We start from the raw sequence: 18,904 nt of genomic DNA, 5'->3' as shown, positions 1-18,904 counted from the left end.
TCAAGAGCAAACTCAGTTGGTCGGGCCGTCGTTGAAACCCACTTCATCCACCAGTTCGGACGCCTGCTTGCGATGGGCGGCTATGTCCGTCAGCGGCAGCTTGTCGGGATTGATGGGACCGAAACCCTTCACGACATCGGATGGCTCCGCGCCGGGCAGCACCGGATATTCGAAGACCTGCTTGGCGTAGATTTCCTGCGCCTCGCGCGAGGCCAGGAATTCCATCAGCTTCAGAGCATTGTCTTTGTTGGGGGCGTATTTCGTCAGCGCCATGCCGGAGATATTCACGTGCGTGCCGCGATCGCCCGCATTGGGGAAGATCACCCGCACCGATCCTGCCCATTCCTTTTCTTCCGGCTCGCGATCGTTGGTCAGCATCAGGCCGACATAATAGGTGTTGCCGAGCGCGATATCGCATTCACCGGAAAAGATCGATTTCGCCTGGCTGCGGTCGGTTCCGTCAGGCTTGCGGGCGAGATTGTTCTTCAGGCCGGTCAGCCATGTACGGGTATAATCGACGCCGTGATGGGCGATCATCGAGGCGATCAGCGCGATATTATAGGAATGCTGGCCGTCGCGAATGCAGATCTTGCCCTTCCATTTCGGATCGGCAAGCTCCTCATAGGTAATGTCCTTCTGTGTCACCCGCTCCTTCGACGCATAGACCACCCGGCCGCGCGTGGTGAGACCAAACCATTCGCCCTCGGGATCGCGCAGATTGGCGGGGATATCCTTTTCGATGACGGGATCGTTGAGGACCGGCTGGGTGACCTTGCCCTCCTTCGCCTCGACGAGACGGGCGATATCGACCGTCAGCAGCACATCGGCCGGCGAATTGACGCCTTCGGCCTGAATGCGTTCCACCAGCCCCTTATCGAGAAAAAGCACATTCGCCTCTATCCCGGTTTCCTTCGTGAAAGCATCGAGCAGCGGCTGGATCAATTCAGGCTGGCGATAGGAATAGATGTTAACCTCCCCCTCTGCCAGAGCGACGGGCGCGGCGACAAGGATCGTCAGCCCTGAAAAAACGGCAGCGGAAAAGTATGATTTCAAGCTTGCCATTATGAATGCCTCCATTACATTCCGATTCTTGACTTGTTTGTTCATGAATCATCCGGACGGTCAACAAGGCTGTTCGAGAAATATCGGATGGGTGCCAGTTTTTTCAGTTTCTGGAATTGTTCTAAACTGAAAAAGAGACTATATAACTCCACATTGAGAGTTAGGAGACCAGCATGCGCTTGACCAAACAGACCAACTATGCCGTTCGCATGTTGATGTATTGCGCCGCCAATGAAGGCCATCTGAGCCGCATTCCTGAGATCGCCAAGGCTTATGGCGTTTCGGAGCTGTTCCTGTTCAAAATCCTGCAGCCGCTCAACAAGGCAGGCTTGGTGGAAACCGTGCGTGGCCGCAACGGCGGCGTGCGTCTTGGCAAACCTGCCGAAAAGATCAGCCTGTTCGACGTGGTGAAGGTGACCGAAGACAGCTTCGCCATGGCCGAATGCTTCGAGGACGGTGCTGTGGAATGTCCGCTTGTGGATAGCTGCGGCCTCAACTCGGCGCTTCGCAAGGCGCTCAATGCCTTTTTCGACGTTCTGGCGGAATATTCGATCGATGATCTCGTCAAGGCGCGGCCCCAGATCAACTTCCTGCTTGGCCTCGATACGGAAATGCCGAAGATCGCTGCCCTTCCGGCTGCCTGATCATCCCATTGCCGCATCGGCAATTGCCATAGCCCGTGTCCTTGAGGCCACGGGCTTTTTTATAGAATACGCATGAAATGTAATATTTTTGATCCTGCGTGTTGACGTCGCGAATGGAAGCGGCGCATTTGGTCGCGAGCTTTTTCAAGCAACCAATCAGCGTCGCAATGATCATCAAGCCTGAATTCCATACATTTGCGCTCACCGCGCTCGTCGGCAGCATAGGGGCGCTACTCGCCAGCCTCATCGATATTCCGGCACCGTTTCTGTCCGGCCCAGCGCTTGCCGTGACGATCACGGGGCTGGCCGGTGTGAGGCTTGGCGTTCCCGCCTTCATCCGCAATGCCTGTTTCGTCGTCGTCGGCATTTCCATGGGAACGAGCGTGACGCCCTCCGTAATCGACGCCGCAAAGACCTGGCCCGTGAGCTTCGTCGTTGTGCTCGTCGCTGTCGTCATCATGCTCTATGTCGCCTACTGGATCCTGCATTACGGCTTCGGTTACGACCGGACAACGGCGATGCTGGGCGCCTCTCCCGGCCATCTCAGCTATATCATCAGTCTCGGCGCCGAGACGAAAAGCGACCTTGCGACCGTCAGCATCGTGCAAAGCGTGCGGGTGCTGGCGCTGACGCTTTCCGTGCCGCTGATCGTCGAATATTTCGATCTCGTCAGCACGGAACCGCTTGTGGCCAACCCGCCAATGGGCCTTTTCACGCTGGCGCTGACCATCGGCGCATCGCTTCTGACTGGCTGGCTTTTCCTGCGCTGGAAGTTTCCGGCCGCGCTGCTGCTTGGCGGCGTCGCCATTTCCATCGGCACCCACATTACCGGCCTTACCGAAGGCGGCGTTCCCACCTGGCTCAGCCTGCCCGTCTATGTGCTGATCGGCTGCCTCATCGGCACGCGCTTTTCGAATGTCTCACTGATGGACGTGCGGAAAGGCTTTCTGGCGGGCTTAGTCGTCACCATCGCGGTGATGCTGATTGCCGGAAGCATTGCCTGGATGATTTCCGGCGTGACCGGCGTTCCGCTCAATGCCGTCATGATCGCCTATTCGCCGGGCGGCCTGGAGACCATGGCGGCGATGGCGGTGATGATGCATGCCGATACCGCCTATGTCGGCTCCCACCACGTCATCAGGCTCTTGTTTCTTTCGGTTCTCATGCCGCTCGTCATGGGCAAGGATGCACGCAAGCGCGACGGCGAAACCTGACCATCGGCGTGTAGCCGGAGCCATCGACGCGAAAAAGCAGATGGCGTGCAACCATTTTTCCTCCAGGCCGTTTATATTCGGCCGCAATTGCGGCGGCGATCTTTCGCCTGTTCGGCAGGCTGACCCACCGGAGGAACATCCATGAACCGCTTGATGACGTTGACGGGCGCCGGACTTGCGCTTGCCCTTTCTGTTTCCATCGCGCAGGCGCAGGTGGTCGTGTCGTCGAAGATCGACACGGAAGGCGGTGTTCTCGGCAACATCATCCTCGCCGTCCTTAACCAGAACAAGATCGAAACGACGGATCGCATCCAGCTTGGCGCCACGCCGGTTGTGCGAAAAGCGATCACGGCGGGCGAAATCGACATCTATCCGGAATATACCGGTAACGCCGCGTTCTTTTTCTCCAAGGCGGACGATCCGCTCTGGAAAGATGCAGCCAAGGGCTATGAAGAAGCGAAAACACTCGACTTCGACGCCAACAAGATCGTCTGGCTGACGCCATCGCCGGCAAACAACACCTGGGCCATTGCGCTGCGCAAGGATGTCGCCGACAAGAACAATCTGAAGACGCTTTCCGATTTCGGCAAATATGTTGCCGATGGCGGCGAGGTCGTTCTTGCCGCTTCTTCCGAATTCGTCAACTCCGCCGCCGCGCTCCCTGCATTTCAGACCACCTATGGCTTCACCATGAAGCCTGACCAGCTGATCACGCTTTCCGGCGGCGACACCGCGGCCACCATCGCCGCCGCCGCCAACCAGACGAACAACGCCAATGCCGCCATGGTCTATGGCACGGATGGCGGCATCGCGCCTTCAGGTCTCGTGGTGCTGGAGGACGACAAACATGTACAGCCGGTCTATCAGCCAGCGCCGATCATTCGCGAAGAGGTTCTGAAAAAGCACCCGAATATCGAAGAGTTGCTGAAACCAGTGTTCGAAAAACTCGATCTGGCAACACTGCAGGATTTGAACGCCCGCGTGCAGGTCGGCGGCGAACAGGCCAAGACCGTGGCGCTCGACTTTCTGACAAAAAACGGCTTCGTCAAGTAACCGCTCGCGGCGCCGGAGCGGGGTGCGGGAACCGGTGCGTTCCCGTGGTCCCGTCCCAATTTAGAGTACACGGGCGAGAAGACAGGGGAGCAGGATTTGACGAAATGGCCTGACAAAGTGGGCGTGGTGATTTCGTGCCTGCTTCTTTATGCGCTTTTTGCGTCGCCTTTCATGACATTCCGTGCCAACCGGATCGTTCAGGGCGAGACACGAACGGTCTTCGAAGCTCTTCCGGGTTCGGCTGCAACTGTTCTCGCCACCATCGTTCTTCTCTCGGCCTTCATCGCCTTTTTCCGCTTTCCCACGCGATTGAAGCTCGCCGTCGCGCTGGTCGGTCTTGCGGCACTGGCGGTTTTCGTCGGGCAGGCGGCTTCTTTCCTCACGCCGGAGGGTAACGGTTTTGCCCGCGTTTCACCTGGCAGCGGTTTTTGGCTGATATTTGCCGGGCTGGCTCTGCTCGCCACGGATTGTATTGCGCGTCTTGAGCCGAAGCCCGCTGCCCGGATTTTGTTGCTGATGGTGGCCATCGCCGCGCTCGCGGCCGTGCTGACAAGCGGCCTCTGGAATGATCTCTCCATCATCAAGGAATATACCGGCCGCGCCGATACATTCTGGACCGAGGCTTTGCGGCACGTGGAACTTGCCATCGGCTCGCTGATCGCGGCGACCTTAGTGGGCATTCCCCTGGGGATACTCTGTTACAAGGTCGAGCGGATGCGCGTAGGCGTACTGAACAGCCTCAACATCGTCCAGACCATTCCCTCCATCGCCCTTTTCGGCCTTTTGATCGCCCCGCTCGGGTGGATCGCGGCCAATGTGCCGGGTGCCGCGAAAATCGGCATTGCCGGCATCGGCATGGCGCCCGCTTTCGTGGCGCTGTTTCTTTATTCGCTGCTGCCGGTGGTTTCCAACACGGTGGTTGGTCTTTCCGGCGTTTCGCAGGCGGTCCGGGAAGCGGCGCGCGGGCTTGGCATGACGCCGGTGCAACGGCTGCTGCGGGTGGAGTTTCCGCTGGCCATGCCAGTCATCCTCACCGGCATCCGCATCGTGCTGGTGCAGAATATCGGCCTTGCGACGATTGCCGCCCTGATCGGCGGCGGCGGCTTTGGCGTTTTCGTATTTCAGGGCATCGGGCAGACGGCGATGGACCTCGTGCTGCTCGGCACCGTGCCGACCGTCCTTCTCGGTTTTGCCGCCGCGATAACACTCGACGCTCTCATCGACAGCAATCTCTTCAGCGCAGGCGGAAGGCAAAAGGCATGATCGAAATCGACACCATCACAAAACGATATGGCGAAGCAGCCGTCGTGGATCAGGTTTCGCTAACCGTCCCGCCGCGCACCGTCACCGTCATCGTCGGCACTTCCGGGTCGGGAAAAACCACCCTGTTACGCATGATAAACCGGCTGGTGGAGCCCACCTCCGGCACGATCCGTATCGACGGTGAGAATGTCAGCGCGATACCCGGCTTCAAGCTGCGTCGCCAGATCGGCTACGCCATTCAGGGCCATGGTCTGTTTCCGCACCGGACGGTGGCCGAAAATATCGCGACCGTTCCGCAGCTGATCGGCTGGGATCGCAAGCGGATCGAGGCGAAGATCGACGCGCTGATGCATCTCTTCCAGCTCGATCCCGCGCTTTATGCCGACCGTTTCCCGCACGAACTCTCAGGCGGTCAGCAGCAGCGTGTCGGCGTGGCGCGTGCGCTGGCCGCCGAGCCGAACATTCTTCTGATGGACGAACCCTTCGGCGCACTGGACCCGGTGATCCGCGCCAAGGCCCAGAACGATCTTCTCGATATCCAGAAAAAGCTCGGCGTGACCGTCGTTCTCGTCACGCACGATATGGACGAGGCCTTTCATCTGGCGGACCGTATCGCCGTGATGGACAAGGGACGCATCGTGCAGGACTGCCCGCCGGCCGAACTGGTGCTGAAACCGGCGACGGATTTCGTGCGCACCATGATCGGCGAAAACGAACGGGCGCTGAAACTGCTTTCCGTTCTCTCCGTTGCCGATGTCGTGGAGCCGGGAAACGCAGAGGGCGAACCGCTCACCGAGCATACAAGCCAGCGCGACGCCCTGTCGGCAATGTTATGGGCGGGCTGCGATGTCCTGCCGGTCGTCAGGGACAATGGACAACCTGCCGGCCGGGTGCGGCGTGACGTTCTCCTCCAGCGTGCCGCCGGAGCCCCATGAAAAACGTCTTATCCTTCTTTGCTCTCGGGCTACTGGTACTAGCGCTGATCGTCTTCCTTGCCGTGCCGCAGGTCTTCGCACCGGTGTTCCGCCCTCTCGTGCAGGCCAATGCACCTGCGATCTACACGCAGGCCAATCTGTTTTCCCTCACGCTGTCGCATCTAACCATCGTGGCGATTGCCACGGGGCTCGCCACGCTCACGGCGGGAGCGCTCGCGATTCTCGTCACCCGGCCATTCGGGGCAGATTTCCTGCCGTTGTCGCGCAGCATCGTCAATATCGGCCAGACCTTTCCGCCGGTAGCGGTGCTGGCGCTGGCCGTACCGATGATCGGCTTTGGCGAAAAACCAACGCTCATTGCGCTGTTTCTCTATGCGCTTTTGCCAGTATTCGAAAATACGTTGACGGGTCTTACGACCCTGCCCGCCACGGTGATGGATGCCGCGAGAGGCAGCGGCATGACCGGCTGGCAACGCCTTGTCAAAGTGGAGTTGCCGCTTGCCCTTCCAGCCATTCTCGCCGGCATCCGGCTTTCGGCGGTCATCAGCCTTTCGACCGCGACCATCGGCTCGACCGTCGCGGCGCGCACCCTCGGCGAAGTGATCATCGCCGGCCTGCAATCCAACAATCTCGCCTTCATTCTTCAGGGCGGGCTGATTGTTGCGGCGCTGGCGATCCTGATTCACGCTGCCTTTTCCGCGCTGGAGAAGAGTGCGGCGCGCAAAACCGGGCACTGACACAGGCAAGTCCCCGCATTTTTATATTCCCGATATCTGCCGCACATGATAGGGGCTGACCGTCGAAACAGAAACATTCGAGGTTCGGGTGACACAGGCAATTGTCGTGATGGGAGTGAGCGGCTCCGGCAAGTCCACGGTCGCGGAAGCAGTGGCGGAGAAACTGGGCGTTGCCTTCATAGAAGGCGACAGGCTTCACCCGAAATCCAATGTCGATAAAATGTCCGAGGGTATTCCGCTGACGGACGAAGACCGCTGGCCCTGGCTCGACCTGATCGGCGCGGAACTGCGCAAGGGCAGCGAAAGCAACGGTGTCGTCGTTTCCTGCTCGGCGCTCAAGAAAATCTATCGCGACCGCCTTCGCAAGGCCACCGGCGGCCCCCTGGCTTTCGTCTATCTGGATGGCAGCCTGGAGCTTCTCAGCCGGCGCATGGGCGAACGCAAGGGCCATTTCATGCCGCTTTCGCTGCTGCAGACCCAGCTTGCCACGCTGGAAGTGCCGACCGGCGAACCGGGCGTCGTGACCGTCAGCATCGATGCCACACCGGAGGATATTGCGAATAACGCACTTTCCGGTTTGAAGACGGTGACGTTCTAAAGTCCGAGCCTGTCGCGCAGGCCGTACCACCACGCGCCAAGCATGGTCAGCGGCACCCGGAAGGTCTTGCCGCCGGGGAACGGATAGTTCGGCAGCGAGCTCCAGATATCGAAACGTTCGGCGTGGCCGGCAACGGCTTCGCCCAGTATCTTGCCGAGCAGATGGGTTGTCGTAACACCATGGCCGCTGTCGCCATGCGAGAAATAGATATTGTCCGACAGCCTGCCCATATGCGGAATGCGCGTCAGGGTCAGCGCGAAATTTCCGCTCCAGGCAAAGTCGATTTTCGTTTTTTCCAGTTGCGGGAAGGTTTTGAGCATGTTCGGGCGGATCACACCCGTCAGATCGGCCGGATCGCTGCCGCCATAACCGATGCCGCCGCCATAGAGCAGGCGATTGTCCGAGGTCCGGCGATAATAGTCGAGAATGTAGTTGGCATCCTCGACACAATAATCGGCAGGCAGAAGAGCCTCGATCAGATCGGCATCGAGGGGCTCCGTCGCCATTACCTGGCTTGAGACCGGCATCATCCGGTCGCCGATTTCCGGCAAGAGTTTGCCGAGATAGGCGTTGCCGCAGACGAGGACATATTTCGTCTTAACGCTGCCTGTCGCCGTGCGCACCACGGGGTTTGTGCCCTGCTCCACCGCAATGACCCGCGAATTTTCGAATATGCGAGCACCGAGGCTTTCAGCCGCCGCCGCTTCGCCCTGCACCAGATTGAGCGGGTGGATATGCCCGCCGAAGCGGTCGATCATGCCACCGGCATATCGATCGGTTTTCACATAGTGGCCGACATCCGCCTTCGAGACCATTTCGAGCCCGCCATGGCCGTGTTTCTCCCAATGGGCCTTATGGGCCTCCATCTCGCGGATTTGTTTCGGCGTGAAGGCGGCGAAGAAACCGCCATCGACGAGATCGCAATCGATGGCGTATTTGGCGATGCGGTTACGGATGATCGCGCCGCCTTCAAGCGACATTTCGCCGAGTTTCACCGCCTTGTCATGCCCATAACGGCCGGCAATGGTTTCGAGATCGCGGCTATAGCCGTTGACGATCTGGCCGCCATTGCGGCCCGAAGCGCCGAAGCCGACGCGGACGCCTTCCAGAACGATAACGGAATAGCCGCGTTCACTGAGTTCCAGCGCGGCGGAAATGCCGGTGAAGCCACCGCCGATGATGCAGACATCGGCGTCCAGCGCGCCTTCGAGTGTCGGCCGCACGGTTTTGACATTGGCGGAGGCCGCATACCATGACGATGTGTGGCCGGGATTGGGAATGTTCGTTACCTCAGCCATTTCACACCGTCCTGATATAGGCGTCATATTCGACGTCGGTTACACGCAGGGAAAATTCGGAAAGCTCCTGCTGTTTGCAGGCGGAAAACAGCGTGCGATACTTCTGGCCAAGCGTCGCATAGGCAAAGCTCGACCGCGTGAAGCGCTGCAACGCATAGTCCCAGTTGGTGGGTAGCGGCTCGTGATTGATCGCGTGGCTATCGCCGGCAATCGCGCCGCCCGGTTGGCGCTTCTCCTTCATGCCGGCAAGCGCAGCGCTCAGGATCATCGCAACGACCAGATAGGGATTGGTGTCGGCGCCCGCGACTCGATGTTCGATACGCGTCGCCGCCTTGCTGGCAACGATGACACGCACAGCTGCGGAGCGGTTGTCGATGCCCCAGGAGGCGTAGGTCGGTGCATGTTCGCTGGGTGTCAGGCGGCGATAGGAATTGGCATGGGGGGCGAAGATCGCCATGCTTTCACCCATGTTTTCCAAGAGGCCGCCGACCGAATGCATCAAGGCATCCGATGGACCGTCCTCCCCGGCGTAGATGTTCCTGCCGTCCCTGTCGAGAACGGAAAAATGCACATGCATGCCATTGCCGGCCTGCAACCCATAAGGCTTGGCCATGAAGGTGGCGTCGAGATCATGCCGCCGCGCCACGCCCTTGACGATGCGTTTCAGGAAGACGGCGAAATCGGCCGCCTGCAATGCATCCGGCACATGGTTGAGATTGATCTCATATTGGCCGGGACCGTTTTCCCGCAGCGTCGTGTCGGCAAGCACGCCCTGTGCGCGGCAGGCCGTGGCAATATCATGGAAGACGTCCTCGAAATCCTGAAGTTCGGAAATCGACAAAACCTGTGTCTGGCCCGTATGCCACCGACCCTCGCGGCTGTGCGGCGGACGAACGGGATCGAGCGCGGAGCGAACGGGATCGATCAGGTAAAATTCGAGTTCGGTAGCCACCACCGGCGTGAGACCAGCCTTTTTATAAGCGCCCAGAACCTGCGCCAGAACATGGCGCGGATCGCCATAAAAGCCGGTTCCATCCGGATTTTTCATTGCCAGCAGAACCTGTGCCGTCGGGCGGCCAAGCCATGTCACCCGCGACAGTGTGCCTGGAACGGGGAAACAAAACCCGTCCGGATCGCCCGTGCCTTCCGCAAGTCCTGCGGCATGCACATCCCGGCCCCAGATATCCAGCGCATAGACCGAACGGGGAATGGCCATTCCCTTTTCAAGAACGTCGATTGCCCGTTCGCGCGGAATCCATTTGCCGCGCGGCACGCCGTTCGCATCTATGACGAAAGCTTCGAGAATTTCGATATCGGGATTATCGGCGAAAAATTTCTTTGCGTTTTCAATATCATCCATCATGCACCAGCAAGCCGTTTCCATCTCGTTTCATGCGCAGCGAGTTGCGCTAACGAAAGTCGTCCTGCTGCTGATAGATGAGAAACCTCGCCACCATGATGACGTTTTGCCCCTTTTCCCTTTAGATCATTACATGATCTAAATTATATAGTTAGAACGGGATTTCAGGCGAAAACCGCTTACACTTTTCGCCATCCCGCTCCAGCATGCGACCATGTTACGTGGCCTGTCCCCGGAAGGCCAGCGGATTTAGCTATCAGGGATTGAACCTTTCCGGGCGATAGGCGTCGATGGCGATAACCGGCGTTTCGCCCAGCATGGTTTCCGCCAGCACTCGGCCGGTGATCGGCCCAAGTGTGAGGCCATGGTGGGCGTGGCCGAAAGCAAACCACAATGTTTTATGGCGCGGCGCTTTGCCGATGATCGGCATCATATCCGGCGTGCAGGGCCGCGCGCCCATCCACGGTTCCGCATCCAGCCGGCCGCCGAGAGGAAAGACGGTGCGCGCCACCCGCTCCGCCCGCTCGATCTGCACGGGAGATTTCGGTGCATCTCGTTCGGCAAATTCCGCGCCCGTCGTCAGGCGGATGCCCTTTCGCATCGGCGCGAGGAAATAGCCGCGCTCGGCGTCGATCAGCCAGTTATTGAGCTTCGTGCCCTCCTGCGGCGCGTAATGCATGTGGTAACCGCGTTTCACGCCGAGTGGAAAGCGATAACCCAGCCGTTCCGTGACGGTATCCGCCCAGGGGCCAAGCGCCACGGCGGCATGTTCGGCCTCGACCGCTCCGGTTTCCGTGCGCACCGTCCAACCGCTCACCGTCTGGCTGAGGGTGGAGGCATCGCCCCTGACGAAGCTTCCGCCGAGGCTCTCGAACAGCCGGACATAAGCGAGCGTCAGCGCATGCGGATCGCGCACCGACCAGGGATCGTTCCATTTCAGGCCACCGACGAAATCATGGCTGAGATGGGGTTCGGCTGCGGCAAGCTCCTCGGCGTCGAGTTTCGTATGGGAAATACCGTGGTCGCGCGCCAGACGCTCGGCGAAAGCAAAATCTGCATCCCGCCTAGCGGCGGTCCTGTAGGCCTGCATCCAGCCGTTCTTGACGATCAGATCACCGGCTTTTGCCTCCTCGATCAGGATATTGTGCTCCGAAACCGAATGCTCGATCAGCGGCGCATAGGCGCGGGCAATTGCCGCGTGGCGCGTGGCTGCGGAATTGTACCAGTAGCGGCCGAGAAAAGGCGCGATTTTCGGCAAAGCGGAGAGGTGATAGCGGGCATCGATGCTGTTGTTCAGGGAATAGCGCAGCAGCAGGGCGAGATCCTGCGGGAAGGCATAAGGCACGACGCCTTCTCTCTGGATCAGCCCGGCATTGCCGAAGGAGGTCTCCTCGCCCGGCCCGCGCCGGTCGACCAGCACCACCGACTTACCCCTGCGGGCCAGCTGCAGGGCGACGGAGACCCCGATGATCCCCGCACCCAAAACGATCACATCCGCTGCCATGGCAATCAATCCGTTTCCGCGTCACTGCCCCTCAACATGGGTCGGCATTTTCCGCAAAGCAACAGAAAAATCATCACCTTAACAGAAACAGCAATGCGGCCTACTGGCTTATCGCCTTCGTTTTCATCGCTTCGATATTGAAGGCGGCCGCCAGCAGCGCCTTGGTATAGTCCTGCTGCGGGTTGGCGAAGATTTCCGCCGCCGGGCCGCTCTCCACCACCTTGCCGTGGCGCATGACGATCAGGTCGTTGGCGAGCGCCTTCACCACCTTCAGATCGTGGCTGATGAAGAGGTACGCGAGTTCATGTTTCGCCTGCAGATCGCGCAGCAGATCGACCACCTGCGCCTGCACGCTCATGTCGAGCGCGGATGTCGGCTCATCCAGCATGACGAAGCGGGGTTTAAGCACCATGGCGCGGGCAATAGCGATGCGCTGGCGCTGGCCACCGGAAAATTCATGCGGATACCGCCAGCGGGTGGCCGGATCGAGACCGACCTCTTCCAGCGCGGTGGCGACACGCGTATCACGCTCATCGGCAGACAGAGACCGTTCATGCACCTTCAGGCCCTCGGCGACGATCTCGCCGACCGACATGCGTGGGCTGAGCGACCCATAAGGATCCTGAAACACCACCTGCAGCCGGTTTCTGAGCGGCTTCATCATTTCATAGGAATAGTGGTCGATCGACTGGCCGATGAAGCTGATACGCCCTTCAGACGCAATCAACCGCGAGAGGGCCAGACCGAGCGTGGTCTTGCCGGAGCCGGATTCGCCAACCACACCAACCGTCTGCCCGGCGCGCAGGGTGATATCGATGCCGTCCACCGCCTTCACATGGTCGACCACCCGGCGCATCAGCCCCGCCTTGATGGGGAACCAGACCTTGATATCGTCGCCCTGCATGACCACCGGTTTGGTCGCGTCGGAATGCGGCGGCTCGCCCTTCGGCTCCGCCGCCAGAAGATGGCGCGTATAGGCGTGCTGCGGATCGTTGAAAACCTGCTCCACGGTGCCGGTCTCGACGATCTTGCCCTTGGTCATGACGCAGACGCGATCGGCAAATTTGCGAACGATGCCAAGATCGTGGGTGATGAACAGCATTGACATGCCGTGCTTCGTCTTGAGGTCGCTCAGAAGTTCGAGGATCTGGGCCTGAACCGTCACGTCGAGCGCCGTCGTCGGTTCGTCGGCGATCAGCAGTTTCGGCCGGTTGGCAAGCGCCATGGCAATCATCACGCGCTGCCGCTGGCCACCGGACAATTCGTGCGGATAGGCCTTCAGGCGCTTTTCCGGTTCGCGGATACCCACCTGCAAAAGGAGTTCCAACGTGCGCGCCCGCGCCTCCGCTCCGGTGATTGCCTGATGCAGTTCCAGAATCTCGCCGATCTGCCGCTCGATGGTATGGAGCGGGTTGAGCGAGGTCATCGGCTCCTGAAAAATCATGGTGACATCGTTGCCGCGGACCGCGCGCAGGGCGCGTTCCGGCAAAGTCAGCATATCCTTGCCGTCGAACAGGATTTTCCCAGACGGGTGGCTTGCCGCCGGATAGGGCAGCAATTTGAGAATGGAGTTCGCGGTCACGGATTTGCCGGAGCCGGATTCGCCAACGAGGGCAACGACTTCGCCCGGCATCAGGTCGAAGGAGACATGATCGACGGCGATGCTGGTCGCGCCGCCCTGATGGAAGGCGACGGAGAGATCCCGGACGGAGAGAAGCGGTTGGGTCTTTGTTTCCGTCATGGCGATCACCGGAACGTCTTGCGTGGGTCGAAGGCGTCGCGCACCGCTTCACCGACGAAAATCAACAGTGAGAGCATGATGGACATGGTGAAAAACGCAGTGAGGCCAAGCCAGGGGGCCTGAAGATTGTTCTTGCCCTGCGCGATCATCTCGCCCAGCGACGGCGATCCCGGCGGCATGCCGAAGCCGAGGAAATCGAGCGAGGTGAGCGTCGTGATCGAGCCGGAAAGGATGAAGGGCAGGAAGGTCAGCGTCGCCACCATGGCGTTGGGCAGAAGGTGGCGGAACATGATCGTCCAGTTGCCGACGCCAAGCGCACGGGCGGCGCGGACATATTCGAAGTTTCTGGCCCGCAGGAACTCCGCGCGCACGATGCCGACGAAGCCAACCCATGAAAAGAGCAGCATGATGCCGAGCAGCACGAAGAAGCCTGGAGGCAGGATGGCCGCGATGATGAGCAGGATATAAAGCACCGGCATGGACGACCAGATTTCGATGAAACGCTGCAACAAAAGGTCAGTCCAGCCGCCGAAATAACCCTGGATCGCACCGGCGGTGACGCCGACAAGGGCCGACGCAATGGTCAGCGTCAGGCCGAACAGCACGGAAATGCGGAATCCATAGATCATCCGCGCCGTGACATCGCGCGCCTGATTGTCGGTTCCGAGCCAGTTGAGATTGCCAAGCGTGCAGCCGGGATCGGCATCGCCCTGCGGGTAAGCCGAGCAGCGATCCTTTTTATCCATCAGCCAGAAGGGCGCGGTCGGCGCAGAATGCGGAATATTGGAATTAACGGTCTGATAGGAATAGCGGATCGGCGGCCAGATCATCCAGCCATTGGCGTTGATTTCGTCCTGAATGAAGGAGGATTTGTAGTCGGTCTGGGCCAGGAACCCGCCGAATTTTTCCTCGGGATAATCGACCATGACCGGCACCAGAATCTCGCCCTTGTAGGAAGCGAGAATGGGTTTGTCATTGGCGATGAATTCCGCAATCAGGCTCAGGAAAAACAGGATCAGGAACAGCCAGAAGGACCAGTAACCGCGCCGGTTTGCCTTGAAATTCTGCCAGCGGCGCTTGGTCGTGGGCGAAAACCACGGGCGCTTCGGCTCTACCAGCGTTTCCGTTTCGGCGGTATGGGCAAGCGTCATCACACGTCCCTCCGCTCGAAATCGATGCGCGGATCGATCCATGTATAGATCAGGTCGGAAATGAGGCCGACCACGAGGCCCATCAGCGAGAAAATGAAGAGCGTGCCGAACACGATCGGGTAATCGCGGTTGACGACCGACAGATAACCGAGGCGACCGAGGCCATCGAGCGAGAAGATATTCTCGATCAGCAGCGAGCCGGTGAAGAAGGCCGAGATGAAGGCGCCCGGAAAACCGGCGATCACGATCAGCATCGCGTTGCGGAAGACATGACCATAAAGAACCCTGCGCTCGGTAAGACCCTTGGCGCGGGCGGTGATGACATATTGCTTCTTGATCTCGTCGATGAAGGAATTCTTGGTCAGCAGCGTCGTCGTCGCGAAGGCCGAGAGCGACAGCGCAATGAGCGGCAGTGTCAGGTGCCAGAAATAGTCGATGATCTTCTGCCACCAGTTCAGTTGCGCGAAATTATCCGACACAAGGCCGCGCAGCGGGAACCAGTCGAAGAAGGATCCGCCGGCGAAGAGGACGATAAGCAGAATGCCGAAAAGGAAGCTCGGCACGGCATAACCGATGATGATGATGCCGGAGGTCCAGACGTCGAAGGTCGAGCCGTCGGACACGGCTTTCTTGATGCCGAGCGGAATGGAGATGATGTATGAAATGATCAGGATCCAGAAACCGAGCGAGGCCGATACCGGCAGCTTGTCGATGATAAGATCAATGACAGAGGAATTGCGGAAGAAACTGTCGCCGAAATCGAAGCGGATGTAGTTCCACATCATTTCGAGAAAGCGGGTGAGCGGCGGTTTGTCGAAGCCGAACTGCTTTTCGAGCTTGGCGATCAGTTCCGGATCGAGACCCTGCGCACCACGATATTTCGAACCGCTGTCATCGAAACCGCCGGACTGGCCCATGAGATCGCCGCCGCCTGAAAGCCGGTCGGAGGCGCTATCGCCCTGCCCGGTCAATTGCGCGACGACCTGTTCCACCGGCCCGCCCGGCGCGAACTGGATGACGAGAAACGAAATGCCCATAATGCCGACGATGGTCGGGATCATCAGCGCCAGACGTCTGAGGATATAGGCGCCCATCAGCCTCTGCTCCCGGCCGATACGTCAGCGGTTTTCGTCTCAGTCAAACCCGGTCCTTTCCTGAAAGCGCAGCCTGCGCTTTGAGCGATTCGTCTCGCCCTATGTGAATCAAGCCTTCGCCACGAAAGCAAGGCCGGCGTCAGTTTCCGGCCTGGCTGGACCACCATGCGTCTGGAAAACCGACGCCATATCGAGGCAGGTTTTCCGGACGGATGAGCGTGTTCCAGTAGGCGATGAACATCTCACCGCGGTAGAATTGCGGGATGACATAGCTGTTTGCCAAAAGCACCCGGTCGAGAGCGCGTGCTGCCGCCACCTGCTCATCCCGGTTGGGCGCAAAGATGACTTTTCTGACCAGAGCATCAACCGCCGGATTCTTGATACCGGCAATATTATTGGAACCCTGCCGGTCGGCGGCGGCCGAGCCCCAGAAATCCGCCTGTTCGTTTCCGGGGTTGGCCGAGGTCGCCCAGAGCTTGACGATCACGTCGTAATCGAAGCTGCGGGTGCGGTTGGTATATTGCGAGGCATCGACGGTCCGGATCGTCGCGTTGATGCCGATCTTCTTCAGATTCTGGACATAAGGCAGGATGGTTCTTTCCATGCCGGCGGAATCGATCAGAAATTCCATATCGAGCGGCTGTCCGGTTTTCGCATTGACCATGCGGTTGCCGCGCAGCTCGTAACCGGCTTCCTTCATCAGTTTGACCGCTTCGCGCAGATTGTCACGCTGCTTGGCCGGATCACCCGCGACCGGGTTGCGATATTCGGTGGTGAAGACCTCCGGCGGAACCTGATCCTTCAGTTCCTGAAGAATTTCCAGCTCGCGACCGGTCGGCAGGCCGGAAGAGGCCAGTTCGCTGCCCATGAAGAAGCTGTTGATGCGCTGGAACTGGCCGTAAGCCAGCGTGCGGTTCAGCTCCTCGAAATCGAAGGCGTAATTGAGCGCCTTGCGCAGTTTCGGGTTCTGGAACTTCTCCCTGCGCATGTTCGGCACGAAGGCCTGCATGATGCCGACGGAGCGATAGATGTTCGGCAGTTCTTCCTTCTTGACGCGGCCTTCCTTGACGGCCGGAAAATCATAACCCGTGACCCAGCGGCTGGAGGAGGCTTCCTGGCGGAAATCAACGGTGCCGGACTTGAAGGCCTGGAATTCCACATCCTGATCGGCAAAGAAGGTGTAGGCGATGGTTTTGAAATTGTTCATCCCCACATTCACATTCACGTCCTTGCCCCAGTAGTCGTCGCGGCGTTCGTAAGCGATTGTCGAGCCGGGAGAGACTGACGCAATCTTGTAGGCGCCGGAACCCATCACCGGCTCCAGCGTGCCGCGCGATATGTCGCGCGGCTTGCCATCCGGGCCGGCGGCTTCCCACCAGTGCTTGGGAACGATCAGCAATTGCCCGACGATCTGCGGCAATTCGCGATTGTTCTTTTCATCGAAAGTGAAGGTAATGTCCCTTTCGCCGCTCACCTCCGCCTTGGTGACATGGGTGTAATAGGTCGCAAGCTGCGGGCTCAAATCCTTGGCTTTTTCGAAGCTGAAGACGACATCTTCCGGCGTCACCGGCTTGCCATCGGCCCATTTGGCCTCCGCGCGCAGCCGGAAGGTGGCTTTCGAAATATCGTCCGGGTAGCTCACGCCCTCCGCCAAAAGACCGTAGGAGGCCGACAGCTCCTCTTCCGTCGATTTCATCAATGTATCGAAAACGAGCGAAAGGCCGGTCGCCGCCTCGCCCTTGGCAAGCAGCGGATTGAGGGTATCGAAGGTGCCCGCCGTCGACAGGCGAAGGGTGCCGCCTTTCGGCGCCTTGGTGTTCACATAGTCGAAATGATCGAAGCCATCGGGATGTTTCAGTTCCCCGACCGTCGAAATCCCCTTTCGCCACACATCGGCCGATTGTGCGGAGGCCGCCGCCGGTATCAGCAGGGCGGATGCCGCAAGAGCAATGAGGAGACGGGATTTCAGTGGTGCCAATATCATCGGGGGAATGTCCCTGTTTTCGCGTTTGTTGGAGAGAGCATAAAACAAAGATTGGCAAAAAACAGATGCGCCGGCTCACAAGCTCTTTATCGACGCCTTTATCTTCGCGCTTTGCGAGATGCGGGCGAAACATGGTTTCAACAAAATCCCGTTCCAGTTTATCTTAAGGGGAAGAGAATCATCTGATCGGACGGGCACGACTATATGACGGCGGGATCATCGAGAGTTTTCAAGGCGGCCATGCTGGCGATTTCGGTCGTCTCCGCGCTGCAATTGCAGATGGAAACCGCATCGGCCGAGGACAGGCCCGCGAAAGAAGTGTTCGGCCACATGGCGCTGCCTTCCGCCACGGGCTCGCAGCCGATCGGATCCTATGCCAAGGGCTGCCAGTCCGGCGCCATCGCCATGCCGACGGACGGTCCCGGCTGGCAGGCCATGCGCCTTTCCCGCAACCGGCGCTGGGGCCAGCCGCAGATGATTTCCTTCCTCGAGCAATTTTCGCAGGATGCCCAGAAGATCGGCTGGCCGGGCCTGCTGCTGGGCGATATTTCCCAACCGCGCGGCGGGCCGATGCTGACAGGCCATGCTTCGCACCAGATCGGCCTCGATGTGGACATCTGGTGGCGACCTATGCCGACCCCACGGCTGAGCGTGGAGCAGCGCGAAACGGTGCCTTTCATCTCCATGCTGGACAAGAGCAAGTTCCTGACGGTCGATGACCGCAAGTGGTCACCGCTCAATGCCCGGCTGGTGATGATGGCGGCAAGCTATCCGCAGGTGGAGCGTGTCTTCGTCAACCCCGCCATCAAGCAGAAACTCTGCCAGACATGGACCGGCGACCGCACCTTCATGGGCAAGATCAGGCCGATCTACGGCCATGACGAGCATTTCCACATCCGTCTCGAATGCCCGCCCGGCGCGCCCAATTGCAAACCGCAGGCGGCCGTGGGCAAAGGCGACGGCTGCGACAAGTCGCTTGCCTGGTGGTTCAGCAAGGAACCATGGGCGCCGCCGAAAAAGGACCCCAATGCCAAACCGGTGAAACCGCGCCCGGTCATGGTTTCCGATCTGCCCTCGGCCTGCGCCGCCGTGGCTGCCGCCCCTTCCGCTAACCCCGAGGGACTTGCGGCCCAGGCCTACTCCCCTGCTCCGGCAACGCGCCAGCAAAGCGTGGAACAGGTCATTCAGGCAGCCCCCGCCCTGCAGCCGCCTTCGGATATTCCGCTTCCCACCCAGCGCCCGACATTGAACTGAAACAGAAATGAG

General features: G+C 59.6%; 16 protein-coding genes. 8 read left to right on the top strand and 8 right to left on the bottom strand.

The genetic code is table 11. The features are described from left to right. Positions 1-12: 12 nt before the first annotated feature. Entirely contained in the window at positions 13-1,062 is a 1,050-nt protein-coding gene (locus EM858_RS10825; RefSeq protein WP_236776272.1) for a Fe(3+) ABC transporter substrate-binding protein, read from the bottom strand. Between the two features lie 173 nt (positions 1,063-1,235). Between EM858_RS10825 and rirA the strand changes: the two genes are divergently transcribed. The 7 genes from rirA (at position 1,236) to EM858_RS10790 (ending at position 7,506) form a co-directional block, all read left to right on the top strand. After that, a complete protein-coding gene (rirA, locus tag EM858_RS10820; protein WP_059759126.1) occupies positions 1,236-1,706 on the top strand; it encodes an iron-responsive transcriptional regulator RirA in 471 nt (156 codons plus the stop codon). Positions 1,707-1,873: 167 nt separating this feature from the next. Further along, complete coding sequence (locus EM858_RS10815; RefSeq protein WP_127756692.1) at positions 1,874-2,920, top strand: AbrB family transcriptional regulator; 1,047 nt, start codon at positions 1,874-1,876, stop codon at positions 2,918-2,920. A gap of 141 nt (positions 2,921-3,061) precedes the next feature. Then, on the top strand, positions 3,062-3,973 hold the full coding sequence (locus EM858_RS10810) for an ABC transporter substrate-binding protein (protein ID WP_003524447.1): 912 nt from the start codon (positions 3,062-3,064) through the stop codon (positions 3,971-3,973). 96 nt (positions 3,974-4,069) lie between these two features. Next, the gene (locus tag EM858_RS10805; RefSeq protein WP_164865402.1) at positions 4,070-5,236 is read left to right on the top strand and encodes an ABC transporter permease; all 1,167 of its coding nucleotides are present in this window, start codon (positions 4,070-4,072) and stop codon (positions 5,234-5,236) included. Then, the gene (locus EM858_RS10800) at positions 5,233-6,171 is read left to right on the top strand and encodes an ABC transporter ATP-binding protein (RefSeq protein ID WP_127756691.1); all 939 of its coding nucleotides are present in this window, start codon (positions 5,233-5,235) and stop codon (positions 6,169-6,171) included. The genes EM858_RS10805 and EM858_RS10800 overlap by 4 nt, the downstream gene beginning before the upstream one ends. Further along, positions 6,168-6,908 carry an ABC transporter permease gene (locus tag EM858_RS10795; protein WP_003524444.1) on the top strand — a complete coding sequence of 247 codons (741 nt, stop codon included), beginning with the start codon at positions 6,168-6,170 and terminating at the stop codon, positions 6,906-6,908. The genes EM858_RS10800 and EM858_RS10795 overlap by 4 nt, the downstream gene beginning before the upstream one ends. Before the next feature lie 109 nt (positions 6,909-7,017). After that, entirely contained in the window at positions 7,018-7,506 is a 489-nt protein-coding gene (locus tag EM858_RS10790) for a gluconokinase (protein WP_003524443.1), read from the top strand. Here the strand turns inward: EM858_RS10790 and EM858_RS10785 are convergent. From EM858_RS10785 to EM858_RS10755, 7 genes are all read right to left on the bottom strand, one after another. Continuing rightward, positions 7,503-8,804 carry an FAD-binding oxidoreductase gene (locus EM858_RS10785; RefSeq protein ID WP_164865401.1) on the bottom strand — a complete coding sequence of 434 codons (1,302 nt, stop codon included), beginning with the start codon at positions 8,802-8,804 and terminating at the stop codon, positions 7,503-7,505. The two genes, EM858_RS10790 and EM858_RS10785, sit on opposite strands and share 4 nt — an antisense overlap. Position 8,805: 1 nt before the next feature. Continuing rightward, positions 8,806-10,167: a glutamine synthetase family protein gene (locus EM858_RS10780; RefSeq protein WP_003524441.1), complete on the bottom strand. Its 1,362-nt coding sequence runs from the start codon at positions 10,165-10,167 to the stop codon at positions 8,806-8,808. A gap of 253 nt (positions 10,168-10,420) precedes the next feature. Then, the gene (locus tag EM858_RS10775; protein WP_127756689.1) at positions 10,421-11,668 is read right to left on the bottom strand and encodes an FAD-binding oxidoreductase; all 1,248 of its coding nucleotides are present in this window, start codon (positions 11,666-11,668) and stop codon (positions 10,421-10,423) included. Between the two features lie 100 nt (positions 11,669-11,768). Then, a complete protein-coding gene (locus tag EM858_RS10770; RefSeq protein WP_127756688.1) occupies positions 11,769-13,409 on the bottom strand; it encodes an ABC transporter ATP-binding protein in 1,641 nt (546 codons plus the stop codon). A 5-nt stretch (positions 13,410-13,414) separates the two neighbouring features. Beyond that, the gene (locus EM858_RS10765) at positions 13,415-14,560 is read right to left on the bottom strand and encodes an ABC transporter permease (protein WP_127756687.1); all 1,146 of its coding nucleotides are present in this window, start codon (positions 14,558-14,560) and stop codon (positions 13,415-13,417) included. Continuing rightward, positions 14,560-15,654: a microcin C ABC transporter permease YejB gene (locus EM858_RS10760; protein ID WP_080818317.1), complete on the bottom strand. Its 1,095-nt coding sequence runs from the start codon at positions 15,652-15,654 to the stop codon at positions 14,560-14,562. Before EM858_RS10760 ends, EM858_RS10765 begins: the two co-directional genes overlap by 1 nt. A gap of 139 nt (positions 15,655-15,793) precedes the next feature. Continuing rightward, entirely contained in the window at positions 15,794-17,638 is a 1,845-nt protein-coding gene (locus tag EM858_RS10755) for an extracellular solute-binding protein (RefSeq protein WP_127756686.1), read from the bottom strand. Between the two features lie 204 nt (positions 17,639-17,842). Between EM858_RS10755 and mepA the strand changes: the two genes are divergently transcribed. Continuing rightward, a complete protein-coding gene (gene mepA, locus EM858_RS10750; protein WP_080855779.1) occupies positions 17,843-18,892 on the top strand; it encodes a penicillin-insensitive murein endopeptidase in 1,050 nt (349 codons plus the stop codon). The last annotated feature ends 12 nt before the right edge of the window (positions 18,893-18,904 follow it).

Origin of the sequence: Agrobacterium sp. CNPSo 2736, assembly GCF_004005385.1 — a bacterium.
Taxonomy (GTDB): domain Bacteria; phylum Pseudomonadota; class Alphaproteobacteria; order Rhizobiales; family Rhizobiaceae; genus Agrobacterium; species Agrobacterium leguminum.
Note: the sequence above shows the minus strand (reverse complement) of the source record. Positions and strands in the feature narration are given on the sequence as shown.